Here is a 16301-nt window from a genome sequence, read left to right on the forward strand (position 1 = left end):
CACCCTCAGAAATTATCCGGCGACCGCGCCTTCTCCCGCGCATGCTCCCGACTGATCAAGCCCTTGGTCACCAGTTCCTTCAAGCACATATCCAGCGTCTGCATCCCCAGGTTGCCCCCGGTCTGAATCGACGAGTACATCTGCGCCACCTTGTCTTCGCGGATCAGGTTACGGATCGCCGACGTGCCAAGCATGATTTCGTGTGCCGCAATGCGCCCACCGCCGATCTTCTTGATCAGGGTCTGCGACACCACCGCCAGTAACGACTCGGACAGCATCGAACGCACCATCGACTTCTCGTCCCCCGGAAACACGTCCACCACCCGGTCGATGGTCTTCGCCGCTGACGTGGTGTGCAGCGTGCCGAACACCAGGTGACCGGTCTCGGCGGCCGTCAGTGCCAGGCGGATGGTTTCCAGATCGCGCATCTCCCCGACCAAAATCACGTCCGGATCTTCCCGCAGGGCCGAACGCAGGGCCGTGGCGAAGCTGCGGGTATCGCGATGGACTTCGCGCTGATTGATCAGGCATTTGCGCGATTCGTGGACGAACTCGATCGGGTCTTCGATGGTGAGGATGTGGTGATGGCGATGGTTGTTCAGGTAATCGATCATCGCCGCCAGGGTGGTGGACTTGCCGGACCCGGTGGGGCCCGTCACCAGCACCAGCCCGCGCGGCGCCTCGGTAATCTTGCGAAACACCTCGCCCATGCCGAGGTCGTCCATGCTCAGGACTTTCGACGGGATGGTCCGGAACACCGCACCCGCCCCCCGGTTCTGGTTGAAGGCGTTGACCCGGAAACGCGCCACACCGGGCACTTCGAAGGAAAAATCAGTTTCCAGGTGTTTCTCGAAGTCCACCCGCTGGGTGTCGTTCATGATGTCGTAGATCAGTTCATGCACCTGTTTGTGGTCCAGGGCCGGCAGGTTGATGCGCCTCACATCGCCGTCAACACGAATCATTGGTGGCAGGCCGGCAGACAGGTGCAGGTCGGACGCGCCCTGTTTAGCGCTGAAGGCCAGCAGCTCAGTGATATCCATAGCGCTCCTCAATTCCAGTAGAATGCCGCCAACCTTCAAACCGCCGGCGCCTCTTGATGTCCACGATAGCAGACAACATTATTCAGGTTAGTTCGCGCATCCACGCCGCCGCCCTCGCCGCCCACCGCGACGAACACAGCGTCCAGCTGCTGGCCGTGAGCAAGACCAAGCCCGCCGCAGCCCTGCGTGAAGCCCATGCCGCCGGGATTCGTGACTTTGGCGAAAACTATCTGCAGGAAGCCCTGGGCAAACAGCTCGAATTGGCCGACCTGCCCTTGATCTGGCACTTCATCGGCCCCATTCAATCGAACAAGACTCGCGCTATCGCCGAGCACTTCGCCTGGGTGCATTCCGTGGATCGCTTGAAAATCGCACAACGCCTGTCCGAACAACGCCCTGCCGACCTGCCGCCCTTGAACATCTGCATCCAGGTCAACGTCAGCGGTGAAACCAGCAAATCCGGCTGCACCCCGGCCGACCTGCCGGCCCTGGCCAAGGCCATCAGCGAATTGCCGCGCATCCAGTTGCGCGGGTTGATGGCGATCCCTGAGCCGACTGACGATCGCGCCGTCCAGGACGCCGCTTTTGCTGCCGTACAAAGCCTGCAAGCCAGCCTGAACCTGCCGCTCGACACACTTTCCATGGGCATGAGCCACGACCTCGAGTCGGCCATCGCCCAGGGCGCCACTTGGGTCCGCATCGGTACGGCCCTGTTTGGCGCCCGCGACTACGGTCAACCATGACAATGGCTGACGCCTCTCTTTATAAGGACCTGACATGAGCAAGACTCGTATTGCCTTTATCGGTGCCGGAAACATGGCCGCCAGCCTGATCGGCGGCCTGCGCGCCAAAGGCCTGGACGCCGCACAGATCCGCGCCAGCGATCCGGGCGCCGAAACCCGTGCCAAGGTGCAGGCCGAACACGGCGTTGAAGTTTTCGCTGAAAACGCCGATGCCATTCAAGGCGCTGACGTGGTCGTGCTGGCGGTCAAACCCCAGGCGATGAAAGCCGTGTGCGAAGCGATTCGCCCGAGCCTGAAGCCGAATCAACTGGTGGTTTCGATTGCGGCCGGCATCACCTGCGCCAGCATGAACAACTGGCTCGGCGCCCAGCCGATCGTGCGCTGCATGCCCAACACCCCGGCGCTGCTACGTCAGGGCGTAAGTGGTTTGTTTGCCACGGCCGAAGTCAACGCTGAGCAACGTCAGCAGGCCGAAGAGCTGTTGTCGGCGGTCGGCATTGCGCTGTGGCTGAGCGAAGAGCAGCAACTGGACGCGGTCACCGCCGTCTCCGGCTCGGGCCCGGCGTACTTCTTCCTGCTGATCGAAGCCATGACCGCTGCCGGCGTGAAGCTCGGCCTGCCAGCGGACATCGCCGCCCAACTGACGCTGCAAACCGCGCTGGGCGCTGCGCACATGGCGGTTGCCAGCGATGTCGACGCTGCAGAACTGCGTCGTCGCGTGACCTCGCCTGCGGGCACCACGGAAGCGGCAATCAAATCGTTCCAGGCCGGCGGCTTCGAAGCGCTGGTGGAAAAAGCACTCGGTGCCGCTGCGCACCGCTCGGCCGAGATGGCTGAGCAACTTGGCCGCTAATCAGCTCTTACAAAGGAATCAATGATGCTTGGACTCAATGACGCTGCCATTTTCATAATCAAAACCCTGGGCAGCCTGTACCTGCTGATCGTACTGATGCGCTTCATCCTGCAACTGGTTCGGGCGAATTTTTACAACCCGCTCTGCCAGTTCATCGTGAAAGCCACTCAACCTCTGCTCAAGCCGCTGCGCCGGGTCATCCCGAGCATGTTCGGGCTGGACATGTCGTCCCTGGTATTGGCGCTGATCATTCAGATACTGCTGATTGCGGTGATCCTGCTGCTCAAAGGCTTCATGGTCGACTGGCTGTTCCTGGTGCCGTGGGCCCTGATCGCCCTCTTCTCGCTGTTTTTGAATATTATTTTCTGGGCGATGATCATCAGCGTGATTCTGTCCTGGGTCGCCCCGGGGAGCCACAATCCGGGTGCAGAGCTGGTCGCGCAGATCACTGAACCGGTACTCGCCCCGTTCCGTCGGATCATTCCGAACCTGGGTGGCCTCGACATCTCGCCGATCTTCGCGTTTATCGTGATCCAGTTGCTGCAAAGCTGGCTGATCCCGCGCCTTGCGAACTTCGCCCTCATGCCGCTGGGGCTGCTCGGCCTGATCTGATGAGCTACTTTCGCTGGGACGGTGACGACCTGATTCTGGAATGTCACCTGCAACCAGCGGCCCGCAGCGATGATTTCTGCGGGCTGCACGGTGATCGGCTGAAGATTCGCCTGACCGCACCACCGGTCGAAGGCAAGGCCAATGCGTATCTGATCGCGTTTTTGGCCAAGGCGTTTGGGGTGTCCAAGAGTCAGGTCAGTCTGATCAGCGGAGAGTTGAACCGGCAGAAGCGGGTGCGGATCTGTTCGCCGAAGAAGCTGCCGGATTTACCGGATCTGCTGCGTCCGGCAGGCTGACCGTGTCATCGTTCTTCGCGGGCCAGCCTCGCGCCTACAAGATTACGCAATCCCTGTAGGAGCGAGGCTTGCCCGCGAATGCCGCACCTCGGTCCCGCTGAATGAAATCAGGCCCGCCCTTTGCTTGCTGCTAGGGGCAGCGGTCTTTAGACTTACGCCTCATTTCAACGAGAGCAGGGTCGATGCCAACTGCCTTTCCCGCCGATTCTGTTGGTCTGGTGACGCCGCAAGTGGCGCACTTCAGTGAACCCCTGGCCCTGGCCTGCGGCCGTTCGCTCCCAGCTTATGACCTCATTTACGAAACCTACGGCACGCTGAACACCACGGCGAGCAACGCCGTGCTGATCTGCCACGCCTTGTCCGGTCATCATCACGCTGCCGGCTTCCACAGCCCCGACGACCGCAAACCCGGCTGGTGGGACAGCTGCATCGGCCCTGGCAAGCCGATCGACACCAACAAATTCTTCGTGGTCAGCCTGAACAACCTCGGCGGCTGCAACGGCTCCACCGGCCCCAGCAGCACCAACCCGGAGACCGGCAAGCCGTTCGGCGCCGACTTCCCGGTGCTGACCGTGGAAGACTGGGTGCACAGTCAGGCGCGCCTGGCGGACCGGATCGGCATCAGCCAATGGGCCGCCGTGATTGGCGGCAGCCTCGGCGGCATGCAGGCGATGCAGTGGAGCATCACCTACCCCGAACGCATTCGCCATTGCCTGGCCATCGCCTCGGCCCCCAAGTTGTCGGCGCAGAACATCGCCTTCAACGAAGTGGCGCGCCAGGCGATCCTCACCGACCCCGAATTCCACGGCGGCTCGTTCCAGGAGGCGGGCGTGATCCCCAAGCGCGGCTTGATGCTGGCGCGGATGGTCGGGCACATCACCTACCTGTCCGATGACTCGATGGGTGAGAAATTCGGCCGTGGCCTGAAGAGCGAAAAGCTCAACTACGACTTCCACAGCGTCGAGTTCCAGGTCGAAAGCTACCTGCGTTATCAAGGCGAAGAGTTCTCCGGGCGTTTCGACGCCAACACCTACCTGCTGATGACCAAGGCGCTGGACTACTTCGATCCGGCGGCGAACTTCGACGATGACCTGGCGAAAACCTTCGCCCATGCACAGGCCAAGTTCTGCGTGATGTCTTTCACCACCGACTGGCGCTTCTCCCCTGCCCGCTCGCGGGAACTGGTGGACGCGCTGATGGCGGCCAAGAAAGACGTCTGCTACCTCGAGATCGACGCTCCGCAAGGCCACGACGCCTTCCTGATTCCGATCCCGCGTTACTTGCAGGCCTTCAGCAATTACATGAACCGCATTACGTTGTGAGAAAGCCATGAGAGCTGATCTGGAAATCATCCAGGAATGGATCCCCGCCGGCAGCCGCGTGCTCGACCTCGGTTGCGGCGACGGCGAACTGCTGACCTGGCTGCGCGATAACAAACAAGTGACCGGCTATGGCCTGGAAAACGACCCGGACAACATCGCCGAATGCGTGGCCAAGGGCATCAACGTGATCGAGCAGGACCTGGACAAGGGTCTGGGCAACTTCGCCAGCAACAGCTTCGACATCGTGGTCATGACCCAGGCGCTGCAAGCGGTGCATTACCCGGACAAGATCCTCGACGAAATGCTGCGGGTCGGCCGCCAGTGCATCATCACCTTCCCCAACTTCGGTCACTGGCGCTGCCGCTGGTACCTGGCGAGCAAGGGCCGGATGCCGGTGTCCGAGTTTCTGCCGTACACCTGGTACAACACGCCGAACATCCACTTCTGCACCTTCGAAGACTTTGAAGCACTTTGTCGCGAACGTGAAGCCAAGGTCATTGATCGGCTGGCCGTGGATCAACAGCACCGCCACGGGTGGGCCAGTAAGCTATGGCCTAATCTGTTAGGTGAAATCGGTATTTACCGCGTCAGCAGCCCCGGGCTGCAAGACCACAAGGTCGCGGTCTGAGTCACGACACTTCGAGGAGAACGAACATGGGTCGTCTAGCGCTGTTTGTACTTACTGCCTGCCTGAGCGTCACGGCCATGGCCGCCGACGTCATCAAAGGTGATCGTCAGGAAAAATTTGGTGATGTGACGGTGCATTACAACACCTTCAACTCGACCTTCCTGACCCCTGATATCGCTAAAGCCGCGGAACTCACCCGCAGCAAGAACCAAGGCGTGATCAACGTATCGGTGATCAAGGAAGGCAAACCGCTGATGGCTCAGGTCAGCGGTACGGTCAAAGACCTGACCAGCCAAAGCGTGCCGCTGAAATTCAAACAGATCACCGAACAAGGCGCGATCTACTACATCGCCCAGTTCCCGGTCGATCAGCAGGAAGTCCGCACCTTCGAGATCAAGGTGCAGAACGGCGACAAAATCAACACCATCAATTTCAACCAAGAGCTTTTCCCCGGCGAATGATCAACTTCACGCAACTCGTACTGGCCAGCCACAACGCCGGCAAACTCAAGGAACTCCAGGCCATGCTCGGCGAGTCGGTGCAACTGCGCTCGATCGGCGAGTTCAGCAGCGTCGAGCCTGAAGAAACCGGCTTGTCGTTCGTCGAGAACGCCATCCTCAAGGCCCGCAATGCCGCGCGCATCTCCGGTCTGCCGGCGCTGGCCGACGATTCCGGGCTGGCGGTGGATTTCCTTGGCGGTGCGCCGGGTATCTATTCGGCTCGTTACGCGGATGGCCAGGGCGATGCGGCGAACAACGCCAAACTGCTCGACGCGTTGAAGGATGTGCCAGAAGCCGAACGCGGCGCACAGTTCGTCTGCGTTCTGGCGCTGGTGCGACATGCCGACGACCCGCTGCCGATCCTCTGCGAAGGTCTGTGGCACGGGCGCATCTTGCCGGCGGCCAGCGGCGAACATGGTTTTGGCTACGATCCACTGTTCTGGGTGCCAGAGCGTGATTGCTCCAGCGCCGAGCTGAGCCCCAGCGAAAAGAACCTCATCAGCCACCGCGCCCGTGCAATGGATCTGCTGCGCCAGCGTCTAGGCCTGATATGACCCACGACTCATCCGCGTCACCGCTGATTTTCGGCGGCGCCGCCCAATCGCCTCGGGCCGCGCTCACCGTGCTGCCGCCCCTGGCGCTGTACATCCACATCCCGTGGTGTGTGCGCAAATGCCCTTATTGCGATTTCAATTCCCACACCGCCAGCCCCGTGCTGCCGGAGCAGGAATACGTCGACGCGTTGCTGGCGGACCTCGATCAGGACCTGCACGCGGTTTACGGTCGTGAGCTGAGCTCGATTTTCTTCGGTGGCGGCACGCCGAGCCTGTTCAGCGCCGAAGCCTTGGGCCGTTTGCTCAAAGGCGTCGAGCAGCGGATTCCGTTCGCCAGCGACATTGAAATCACCCTGGAAGCCAATCCCGGCACGTTCGAGCAAGAGAAATTCGTCGCCTACCGCGCCCTGGGCATCAATCGCCTGTCGATCGGCATCCAGAGCTTTCAGGAAGAAAAACTCAAGGCCCTAGGGCGAATTCACAACGGCGACGAAGCGGTGCGTGCTGCCGGCATGGCGCGTCAGGCCGGGTTCGATAACTTCAACCTAGACTTGATGCACGGCTTGCCCGATCAGTCGCTGGACGACGCGTTGAGCGACCTGCGCCAGGCAATCGCCCTGAAGCCGACGCATCTGTCCTGGTATCAACTGACGCTGGAGCCGAACACGGTGTTCTGGAACCAGCGGCCGACGCTGCCGGAAGACGACACGCTGTGGGACATTCAGGAAGCCGGCCAGGCGCTGCTCGCCGAACACGGTTACGCGCAATACGAAGTCTCAGCGTATGCCCAGCCCGGTCGTCCGGCACGTCATAACCTAAATTACTGGAGCTTCGGCGACTTCATCGGCATCGGTGCCGGCGCCCACGGCAAACTCAGCCATCCCGACGGGCGCATCGTGCGCACCTGGAAGACTCGCCTGCCGAAGGATTACCTGAACCCTGCGAAAAGCTTCAAGGCTGGCGAGAAAGCGCTGACCAACGATGAACTGCCGTTCGAGTTCCTGATGAATGCCTTGCGCCTGACCGAGGGCGTCGAATCGCGGCTGTATCCGCAACGCACCGGACTGAGCCTGGAAAGCCTCGCAGAAGGCCGCCGGGAAGCCGAACAAAGCGGCTTGTTGCTGGTCGAACCGTCACGTCTGGCGGCGACCGATCGCGGACAGCTGTTTCTCAATGACTTGCTGCAAATATTTCTGAGCTGATTTCAGCCTTAGGGGAAAACGAATGGATTTGATACTCGACCTGCTCGCCACCGTCTCCCGCTGGAGCCGCAGCAACCTGTCGGAAATCTCTCTGGCGCTGGTGGGCTGCCTGCTGGTGTTGTTTGGCGCCGATATCAAAGGCTGGGTCGACCAACGTCTGGGCAGCATCGCCGGCGCCTTGCGCGTCCCGCTAATGGCCCTGCTGTGCATGGTCGGCAGCGGCGTCGCGTTGATCTATGCCACCCCGTGGATCATCAAAGGCCTGAGCCAGTTCAACAACTACAGCCTGGCGCCAGTGTTGTTGGTGGTGCTGGTGCTGATCGGCGTCGTCGCAGACCGCCGCTGAACCCGAACCCAACACAAAACCTGTAGGAGCGAGGCTTGCCCGCGAAGAGGCCCTGACATTCAACATTTATGCTGACTGTCAAACCGCGTTCGCGAGCAAGCTCAGCTCCTACAGGTTTTGAGATCAGCGCGTTGATTGCTGACCGTCAGGGAAGATCTTGAGTAAAAAGCTGCTGGATGAAACAAGCAAATTTCTCAGCTATGTGCTGCGCCACGAGCCACAGGCCATCGGCTTGAAACTGGACTCCGACGGCTGGGCGGCTATCGACGCGCTGATCAGCGGCGCGGCGCTCGACGGTAGAACCCTGGATCGACCATTGATCCAACAGGTCGTCGACAGCAGTGACAAGAAACGCTTTTCGATCTCCGAAGACGGCCAACGCATCCGCGCCGTCCAGGGCCACTCAACGAAAACCGTCGACCTGCAATTCGAAGAAAAACGCCCTCCCGCGACGCTGTACCACGGCACCGCGTCCCGGTTCATGGCGTCGATCAACGAGCAAGGGTTGATCGCGGGTTCACGGCATCACGTGCACCTGTCCCAAGAGGTCGAAACCGCCAGTGCCGTGGGCCAGCGCTATGGGACAGTGGTCATTCTGCAGGTCGCTGCCTTGCAGATGCTGGAGCACGGTTTCAAGTTCTATCAGGCCGAGAATGGCGTTTGGCTAACTGAGCAAGTGCCAGTGAAATTCATCACGCCTCTGTAAGCAAAAAACGACACAAAACAAATGTGGGAGCGAGCCTGCTCGCGATGAGGGCTTAACATTCAACATCTTCGTTGACTGTCAGACCGCTATCGCGAGCAGGCTCGCTCCCACAGTTTTTATTGCATTACGGCTCAGGACTGTTTTTCGAACTTCAGGTCCCACACGCCATGCCCAAGACGTTCGCCGCGGCGTTCGAACTTGGTGATCGGGCGTTCGGTTGGGCGCGGGACGCATTTGCCGTCTTCGGCCAGGTTGCGATAACCCGGTGCGACGTTCATCACTTCCAGCATGTACTCGGCGTAGGGTTCCCAGTCGGTGGCCATGTGCAGAATGCCGCCGACCTTCAACTTGCTGCGCACCAGCTCAGCGAACGAGGCCTGAACGATACGGCGTTTGTGGTGACGGCTCTTGTGCCACGGGTCCGGGAAAAACAGCATCAGGCGATCGAGGCTGTTATCGGCCACGCAACGGTTGAGCACTTCGATCGCGTCGCAATCGTAGACCCGCAGGTTGGTCAGGCCCTGAGTCAGCACGCCGTTGAGTAGCGCGCCGACACCCGGACGGTGAACTTCCACACCGATGAAATCCTGCTCTGGCGAGGCCGCGGCCATTTCCAGCAGCGAATGGCCCATGCCAAAACCGATCTCCAGCGAGCGCGGCGCCGAGCGACCGAACACCTGGTCGAAGTCCACCGGCGCGTCGGCCAGAGGCAACACGAACAACGGCGTGCCCTGCTCCAGGCCTTTTTGCTGGCCTTCGGTCATGCGTCCGGCGCGCATCACGAAACTCTTGATGCGGCGGTGTTGGCGCTCGTCGCCTTCTTCCGGCTGGATAGGCGTTTCGTTTGATTCAGTCATCAATGGCTCTTACTTGATCAGACCATCCAGCGGCGAGGAGGCGCTGGCATAGAGTTTTTTCGGCATGCGGCCGGCGAGGTAGGCCAGGCGGCCCGCAACGATGGCGTGTTTCATGGCTTCTGCCATCATGATCGGCTGCTGGGCATGGGCGATGGCCGAGTTCATCAGCACCGCTTCGCAACCCAGTTCCATGGCGATGGTGGCATCGGAGGCGGTACCGACACCGGCATCCACCAGCACCGGGATCTTGGCTTCTTCGAGGATGATCTGCAGGTTGTAAGGGTTGCAGATCCCCAGGCCCGTGCCGATCAGGCCGGCCAGCGGCATGACCGCGATGCAACCGATTTCCGCCAGTTGACGGGCGATGATCGGGTCATCACTGGTGTAGACCATCACGTCGAAACCTTCCTTGACCAGCACTTCGGCGGCCTTGAGGGTTTCGATCACGTTGGGGAACAGGGTTTTCTGGTCCGCCAGCACTTCCAGCTTCACCAGGTTGTGGCCGCCGAGCAGCTCACGGGCCAGGCGACAGGTGCGCACAGCCTCGGTCGCGTCGAAGCAACCGGCGGTGTTCGGCAGGAAGGTGTAGCGATCCGGCGACAGGACTTCGAGCAGGTTCGGTTCGCCCGGGTTCTGGCCGAGGTTGGTACGGCGCACGGCGAAGGTGACGATCTCGGCACCCGAGGCTTCGATGGCCAGGCGGGTTTCTTCCATGTCGCGGTACTTGCCGGTGCCTACCAGCAAACGCGACTGGTAAGTACGACCGGCCAGGACGAAGGGCTTGTCGCTACGAACGATGCTCATGGGAAATCCTCTGTAGGGGTGAGGTTCTTGCAGAATTCTGTGCCCTTGCGGGCCGGGCGGCTAGCCGCCGCCGATGGCGTGGACCACTTCGATGGAATCGCCGTCGTTCAGCGTGGTTTCTGCATGCTGGCTGCGCGGGACGATATCCAGATTGAGTTCGACCGCCACCCGGCGTCCGGTCAGTTCCAGACGGGTCAGCAGGGCCGCAACGGTTTCACCGTCGGGCAGTTCAAGGGATTCGCCGTTCAACTGAATGCGCATACCGAATGCCGCCATCATTTTTAGGGGCTGGCATTCTAGCCCGATCAGTCTTGGCGACCCAAGCCATTCGTCATGAAATGGACCGCCCGGTCAGCTCAACCGCCAGGCGGCAAGCCCCACGCAGAACCAGCCGACCAGGAATGCCAGGCCGCCGAAGGGTGTGATGATCCCCAGCTTGCTGACGCCGGTCAGGGTCAGCAGGTACAGACTGCCGGAAAACAGCAGGATGCCAATGGCAAACGAGGCGCCTGCCCAAGTGATCAAGCGTCCCGGAATCTGCGTGGCCAGCAGCGCCACGCCCAGCAGCGCCAGGGTGTGCACCAATTGGTAGGTGACGCCGGTATGGAAAATCGCCAGGTACTCGGGGGTCAGACGGTTTTTCAGGCCGTGGGCGGCGAACGCGCCAAGAGCAACACCGGTGAAGCCGAAGAAAGCGGCAAGCATCAGAAAGCCACGCAGCATGAAGAACTCCAGTCAGACTCGATCAACAGGGTCTGTATAATGGCCCGCTCAACGGGTTCGGCCAAGCCATCTCTATGCTGCGTTTATTTTTGCGACGATTCACAAAGGCCCTGCTCTGGTTCGCGGGCGGCAGCGTATTGCTGGTGTTGATTTTTCGCGTGGTACCGCCACCGGGAACGGCGCTGATGGTCGAGCGCAAGGTCGAATCCTGGTTCGACGGCGAGCCCATCGACCTGCAACGCACCTGGAAGCCTTGGGATGAAATCTCTGACGATCTGAAAGTCGCGGTCATTGCGGGTGAGGATCAGAAATTCCCGGAGCATTGGGGTTTTGACTTTGGGGCGATCCAGAAAGCCCTGGCCCATAACGAGCTTGGCGGTTCGATTCGCGGCGCCAGCACCCTGAGCCAGCAAGTCTCGAAGAATCTGTTTTTGTGGTCCGGCCGCAGTTGGCTGCGTAAAGGACTGGAGGCCTGGTTCACCGGGTTGATCGAGGTGTTGTGGCCCAAGCAGCGGATTCTTGAGGTGTACCTGAACAGCGTCGAGTGGGATGACGGGGTGTTTGGCGCGGAAGCGGCGGCCCGGCATCACTTTGGTGTTGGTGCCAAATCGCTTTCTCGACAGCAGTCGAGTTTGCTGGCGGCGGTACTGCCTAACCCGCGGGTGTGGAGTGCGAGTCATCCAACTAACTACGTCGCACGGCGAGCGGGATGGATTCGACGGCAGATGAGTCAGCTCGGTGGCGATAGCTATCTGGTAGGCATCAATGATTCACGCCGCGCACCTTGGGCTCAGTGATTTTTTGATGCATAAACAAAAACGCCCCGATCAATGATCGGGGCGTTTTTTTATGCCTGCGCGCAGGTTATGCGGCAATCGACAACTTGAGCTTATTCATCGCGCTCTTCTCGAGCTGACGAATACGCTCGGCCGAGACGTTGTACTTCTGCGCCAGGTCATGCAGCGTAGCTTTTTCTTCCGCCAGCCAGCGCTGGTAGAGGATGTCACGGCTGCGGTCGTCCAGCACTTCAAGCGCTTCGTGCAGGTTGTGGTTCGAATTGTCGCTCCAGTCGGCATCTTCCAGCTGACGGGCCGGGTCGTACCGGTGGTCTTCCAGGTAGTTGGCCGGCGATTGGAATGCACTGTCGTCGTCCGCTTCCGCGGCCGGGTCGAAGGCCATGTCATGGCCGGTCAGGCGACTTTCCATCTCACGCACTTCCCGCGGCTCTACGCCGAGGCTTTCCGCCACACGGTGGACTTCCTCGTTGTTCAGCCACGCCAGACGTTTCTTCTGGCTGCGCAGGTTGAAGAACAGCTTGCGCTGGGCCTTGGTGGTCGCGACTTTCACAATGCGCCAGTTGCGCAGTATGAACTCGTGAATTTCCGCCTTGATCCAGTGCACCGCGAACGAAACCAGACGCACACCCATTTCCGGGTTGAAGCGCTTCACCGCCTTCATCAGGCCGACGTTGCCTTCCTGGATCAGGTCAGCCTGAGCCAGGCCGTAGCCGGAATAGCTACGGGCGATATGTACAACAAAACGCAGGTGGGCGAGCACCATCTGCCGAGCCGCCCCCAAATCCTGCTCATAATAGAGACTCTCGGCCAGTTCACGCTCCTGCTCCGGCGTCAGCAATGGAATGCTGTTCACGGTGTGCACATAGGCCTCCAGGTTCGCACCCGGGACCAGAGCATATGCAGGTTGCAAAGAATTGGTCATACGAAAAAACCTCCGACTTACATAACTCGTGCAGTTCAGCACTGCGAAAATTGACCGAAAACCAAAAGACAAGTTCCCATAAACGCTGAAAGGTCAATACGAGCAAAATGATACTACTTAGGCGCAAGCTCCCTCAGGTGGCGTGCGACTGCAATCCATGCACCGATATACCCCAACAGCACCGCGCCAAGCAAGAGAGACAGGCCGTCGGCAACTGGCACTCCGGCCAGCGCGAAATCACTGCCGTACAAACCGGCCAGCCCCACCACCGCGTCGTTCAACCAGTTAAGGCCGAACGCCAATACACCCCAGGAAAGAATCCCCGCACCGAAGCCATACAACGCGCCCATATACAGAAAGGGCCGGCGCACATAGCTGTCCGTGCCGCCGACGAGTTTAATCACTTCTATCTCTGTGCGGCGGTTTTCAATATGAAGACGAATGGTATTGCCTATCACCAAAAGTAATGCAGAAACCAAAAGCACGGTCAGACCGAAGACAAAACGGTCACCCAGCTTGAGGATCGCTGCCAGACGCTCGACCCAGACTAGATCAAGTTGTGCCTGTTGTACCTTCGGCAGCTCGGAAAGTTTTTGTCGTAATGCTTCAAGGGCGGGCTTGTCGACCTCGTTCGGGGTCACCAGCACCACGCCAGGCAGCGGGTTTTCCGGCAATTCCTTGAGCGCTTCGCCCAGACCGGACTGTTGCTGGAACTCTTCCAGCGCCTGATCACGACCGACATATTCCGCCTCCGCAACGCCGGGCATGCCTTTGATCTGCTCGCGCAGCGACTCGCCTTCAGCAGGGCTGGCCTCGAGTTGCAGGTACAGGGAAATCTGCGCCGCACGCTGCCAGGAACCGCCCAGACGTTCGACGTTACTTAGCAAAAGTGACAGGCCCATCGGCAAACTCAGGGCAACTGCCATCACCATGCAGGTGAAAAAGCTGCCGATCGGGTGCTTGCCCAATCGACGCAGGCTGTCCAGCAAACTGGCCCGATGGCTTTCGATCCAGGCACGAAACAGCGTGGCGAAGTCCGGGCCGTCGTCATCGTCGCGCTTTTTCTTCTGCGGTTGCGGATCGGCAGCTTTCGGCGCCACGCGCTCGGAAACCTTGGGGCTACGTGTCGCACTCATTCCGCTGCCTCCCCGTCGCCAATCAATCGGCCGCGTTGCAGGGTCAACATGCGATGACGCATACGGGCAATCAGCGCCAGGTCGTGACTGGCGATCAGCACGCTGGTGCCCAGGCGGTTGATGTCTTCGAACACACCCATGATCTCTGCCGCCAGACGCGGGTCGAGGTTACCGGTCGGTTCGTCCGCCAGCAGCAAGGCCGGGCGATGGACGATGGCGCGAGCGATGCCGACGCGCTGTTGCTGGCCGGTGGACAGGTCGCCGGGATACAGATCGGTTTTATCCGACAGCGCCACGCGCTCAAGTGCCGAATCCACGCGCTTGACGATCTCGGCCTTGGACAGCCCAAGAATCTGTAACGGCAGAGCGACGTTGTTGAACACCGTGCGATCGAACAGCAACTGGTGATTCTGGAACACCACGCCGATCTGCCGGCGCAGGTAAGGAATCTGCGCGTTGCTGATGGTGGCGAGGTCCTGGCCGGCCAGCAACAGTTTGCCGGTGGTCGGACGTTCCATCGCCAGCAGCAGCCGCAACAAGGTGCTTTTACCGGCACCGGAATGGCCGGTGACAAACAAGAATTCGCCCCGACGGACTCGAAAGCTCAGCTCATGCAAGCCGACGTGACCGTTCGGGTAGCGTTTACCGACCTGTTCGAAACGAATCATGAACGCTCCCGCTCGGCAAACAGTGCCTGGACAAAGGGTTCTGCTTCAAAAGTACGCAAGTCATCGATGCCTTCACCGACGCCGATGTAGCGAATAGGCAAACCAAACTGCTTGGCCAGAGCGAAAATCACCCCGCCCTTGGCGGTGCCGTCGAGCTTGGTCAGCGCCAGGCCGGTCAGTTCGACGGTCTGGTTGAATTGCTTGGCCTGACTGATGGCGTTCTGGCCAGTACCGGCGTCGAGCACCAAGAGCACTTCGTGCGGCGCGTCGGCGTCGAGTTTGCTGATGACCCGGCGAACCTTCTTCAGCTCTTCCATCAAGTTGTCTTTGGTGTGCAGACGACCGGCGGTGTCGGCGATCAGCACGTCAATGCCACGAGCCTTGGCGGCTTGCACTGCATCGAAGATAACCGAAGCCGAGTCGGCGCCGGTGTGCTGGGCGATGACCGGGATCTTGTTGCGCTCGCCCCAGACTTGCAATTGCTCGACGGCGGCGGCGCGGAAGGTATCACCGGCCGCGAGCATGACTTTCTTGCCCTCGAGTTGCAGCTTCTTCGCCAATTTGCCGATGGTGGTGGTTTTGCCAGCGCCGTTGACGCCGACCACCAAAATCACGAAAGGCTTGTTCTGCGAGGTGATTTTCAGCGGCTGCTCGACAGGCTTGAGCATCGCGGCGAGTTCAGCCTGCAGGGATTTGTACAGCGCGTCGGCATCGGCCAGCTCTTTGCGCGCGACCTTTTGGGTCAGGCGCTGGATGATCACCGAGGTCGCCTCGACGCCAACGTCAGCGGTCAGCAGACGGGTTTCGATGTCTTCGAGCAACTCGTCATCGATGATTTTCTTGCCCAGGAACAGGCTGGCCATGCCTTCGCCGATGCTGGCGCTGGTCTTGGACAGGCCTTGCTTGAGGCGGGCGAAGAAACCGGCTTTGGATTCTTCGGTGCGCGGCGGCTCGGTCGGGACTTCGGCGGGAACTGCGGGCGTGGCGACTGCCGGAGCAGCAGCAACGGGTGCAGGGGCTTGAACCACAGGAGCAGGTTGAGCGACGAACGCAGGAATCACAGGCTCAGGCTCGGCGACCACCACAGGCGTGACAACGGGCTCAACCACCGGCACTTGAACAGGCTCGGGAGCAAAGGCAGTGGGCGCAGGAATAGGTGGCGCTACGTGCGGCGCCAACTCGTCTTCAACCAAGGCCACCGGTTCTTCCGCCACCGGCAACGTCAGCCACGGCTCTAAAGCGGGTGCCAGCGGCTGCTCGGCAATGACTTCAGGTTCAGCCTCAGCCATCGGTTGCAGCACCGGCTCGGAAATCGGCAGAACAACCGGCGTCGGCTCTTCTTCTATTACCGGCGCGGGTGTTGGCTCAGCAAGTGGCTGTGGCTGTTCGACGACGGGTTCCTGCGGCTTTTTGCGCAGCCATCCGAACAGGCTTTTCTTCTCGCCAGCCGCAGCTGGGGTCTTCTTGTCGTCGTTGGAACCAAACATGGAGGACGGCTATCTCACGGTAGCGACGCGCCAAAGGGCGCCCCGGCAAATAAATATTCGATGCAGAACAGACTGCGATTGACCCAGCTTGTTCACGCGCAACAT

The 16301-nt window shown here is 60.3% G+C and carries 21 protein-coding genes; 12 read left to right on the forward strand and 9 right to left on the reverse strand.

Annotated elements, in window-relative coordinates; genetic code table 11:
- Positions 1-5: 5 nt before the first annotated feature.
- Entirely contained in the window at positions 6-1040 is a 1035-nt protein-coding gene (locus ACA068_RS27595; RefSeq protein WP_461977523.1) for a type IV pilus twitching motility protein PilT, read from the reverse strand.
- 56 nt (positions 1041-1096) lie between these two features.
- Between ACA068_RS27595 and ACA068_RS27600 the strand changes: the two genes are divergently transcribed.
- From ACA068_RS27600 to ACA068_RS27650, 11 genes are all read left to right on the forward strand, one after another.
- Positions 1097-1783, forward strand: coding sequence for a YggS family pyridoxal phosphate-dependent enzyme (locus tag ACA068_RS27600; protein ID WP_497306124.1), 687 nt, complete (start codon positions 1097-1099; stop codon positions 1781-1783).
- 34 nt (positions 1784-1817) lie between these two features.
- Entirely contained in the window at positions 1818-2636 is an 819-nt protein-coding gene (gene proC, locus ACA068_RS27605) for a pyrroline-5-carboxylate reductase (protein WP_497306126.1), read from the forward strand.
- A gap of 24 nt (positions 2637-2660) precedes the next feature.
- Positions 2661-3248, forward strand: coding sequence for a YggT family protein (locus ACA068_RS27610; RefSeq protein ID WP_497306128.1), 588 nt, complete (start codon positions 2661-2663; stop codon positions 3246-3248).
- A complete protein-coding gene (locus tag ACA068_RS27615; RefSeq protein WP_415758753.1) occupies positions 3248-3544 on the forward strand; it encodes a DUF167 domain-containing protein in 297 nt (98 codons plus the stop codon). The genes ACA068_RS27610 and ACA068_RS27615 overlap by 1 nt, the downstream gene beginning before the upstream one ends.
- 182 nt (positions 3545-3726) lie before the next feature.
- Positions 3727-4866, forward strand: a complete 1140-nt coding sequence (gene metX, locus ACA068_RS27620) for a homoserine O-succinyltransferase MetX (RefSeq protein WP_497306130.1) — start codon at positions 3727-3729, stop codon at positions 4864-4866.
- A 7-nt stretch (positions 4867-4873) separates the two neighbouring features.
- Positions 4874-5494, forward strand: a complete 621-nt coding sequence (metW, locus tag ACA068_RS27625) for a methionine biosynthesis protein MetW (RefSeq protein ID WP_027926558.1) — start codon at positions 4874-4876, stop codon at positions 5492-5494.
- Positions 5495-5520: 26 nt separating this feature from the next.
- Entirely contained in the window at positions 5521-5955 is a 435-nt protein-coding gene (locus ACA068_RS27630) for a DUF4426 domain-containing protein (protein ID WP_497306132.1), read from the forward strand.
- Positions 5952-6548 carry an RdgB/HAM1 family non-canonical purine NTP pyrophosphatase gene (gene rdgB, locus ACA068_RS27635; protein ID WP_497306134.1) on the forward strand — a complete coding sequence of 199 codons (597 nt, stop codon included), beginning with the start codon at positions 5952-5954 and terminating at the stop codon, positions 6546-6548. The genes ACA068_RS27630 and rdgB overlap by 4 nt, the downstream gene beginning before the upstream one ends.
- Positions 6545-7750 carry a radical SAM family heme chaperone HemW gene (hemW, locus tag ACA068_RS27640; RefSeq protein ID WP_497306136.1) on the forward strand — a complete coding sequence of 402 codons (1206 nt, stop codon included), beginning with the start codon at positions 6545-6547 and terminating at the stop codon, positions 7748-7750. Before rdgB ends, hemW begins: the two co-directional genes overlap by 4 nt.
- Positions 7751-7772: 22 nt before the next feature.
- Positions 7773-8096 (forward strand): DUF3392 domain-containing protein, encoded by a 324-nt coding sequence (locus tag ACA068_RS27645; protein ID WP_084322429.1) that lies wholly within the window; start codon positions 7773-7775, stop codon positions 8094-8096.
- A 157-nt stretch (positions 8097-8253) separates the two neighbouring features.
- Positions 8254-8802 carry an RNA 2'-phosphotransferase gene (locus ACA068_RS27650; protein WP_497306138.1) on the forward strand — a complete coding sequence of 183 codons (549 nt, stop codon included), beginning with the start codon at positions 8254-8256 and terminating at the stop codon, positions 8800-8802.
- Between the two features lie 131 nt (positions 8803-8933).
- Here ACA068_RS27650 and trmB read toward each other — a convergent pair whose 3' ends face one another.
- The 4 genes from trmB to ACA068_RS27670 form a co-directional block, all read right to left on the reverse strand.
- Positions 8934-9659, reverse strand: coding sequence for a tRNA (guanosine(46)-N7)-methyltransferase TrmB (gene trmB, locus ACA068_RS27655; RefSeq protein WP_497306140.1), 726 nt, complete (start codon positions 9657-9659; stop codon positions 8934-8936).
- A gap of 9 nt (positions 9660-9668) precedes the next feature.
- Positions 9669-10463, reverse strand: coding sequence for a thiazole synthase (locus tag ACA068_RS27660; RefSeq protein WP_007897902.1), 795 nt, complete (start codon positions 10461-10463; stop codon positions 9669-9671).
- Positions 10464-10523: 60 nt separating this feature from the next.
- Positions 10524-10724 carry a sulfur carrier protein ThiS gene (gene thiS / locus ACA068_RS27665; protein WP_454246176.1) on the reverse strand — a complete coding sequence of 67 codons (201 nt, stop codon included), beginning with the start codon at positions 10722-10724 and terminating at the stop codon, positions 10524-10526.
- Between the two features lie 90 nt (positions 10725-10814).
- On the reverse strand, positions 10815-11186 hold the full coding sequence (locus tag ACA068_RS27670; RefSeq protein WP_497306143.1) for a DUF423 domain-containing protein: 372 nt from the start codon (positions 11184-11186) through the stop codon (positions 10815-10817).
- A 74-nt stretch (positions 11187-11260) separates the two neighbouring features.
- Here ACA068_RS27670 and mtgA point away from each other — a divergent pair, with 74 nt between their 5' ends.
- Positions 11261-11983 carry a monofunctional biosynthetic peptidoglycan transglycosylase gene (mtgA, locus tag ACA068_RS27675; RefSeq protein WP_497306145.1) on the forward strand — a complete coding sequence of 241 codons (723 nt, stop codon included), beginning with the start codon at positions 11261-11263 and terminating at the stop codon, positions 11981-11983.
- 67 nt (positions 11984-12050) lie between these two features.
- Here mtgA and rpoH read toward each other — a convergent pair whose 3' ends face one another.
- From rpoH to ftsY, 4 genes are all read right to left on the reverse strand, one after another.
- Complete coding sequence (gene rpoH, locus ACA068_RS27680) at positions 12051-12905, reverse strand: RNA polymerase sigma factor RpoH (RefSeq protein WP_007897890.1); 855 nt, start codon at positions 12903-12905, stop codon at positions 12051-12053.
- Between the two features lie 113 nt (positions 12906-13018).
- Positions 13019-14041, reverse strand: a complete 1023-nt coding sequence (ftsX, locus tag ACA068_RS27685; RefSeq protein ID WP_497306147.1) for a permease-like cell division protein FtsX — start codon at positions 14039-14041, stop codon at positions 13019-13021.
- Positions 14038-14709 carry a cell division ATP-binding protein FtsE gene (gene ftsE, locus ACA068_RS27690; RefSeq protein ID WP_123434743.1) on the reverse strand — a complete coding sequence of 224 codons (672 nt, stop codon included), beginning with the start codon at positions 14707-14709 and terminating at the stop codon, positions 14038-14040. Before ftsE ends, ftsX begins: the two co-directional genes overlap by 4 nt.
- A complete protein-coding gene (gene ftsY, locus ACA068_RS27695) occupies positions 14706-16196 on the reverse strand; it encodes a signal recognition particle-docking protein FtsY (protein ID WP_497306149.1) in 1491 nt (496 codons plus the stop codon). Before ftsY ends, ftsE begins: the two co-directional genes overlap by 4 nt.
- Between the last annotated feature and the right edge of the window lie 105 nt (positions 16197-16301).

This window comes from Pseudomonas sp. LBUM1660, from assembly GCF_059695935.1.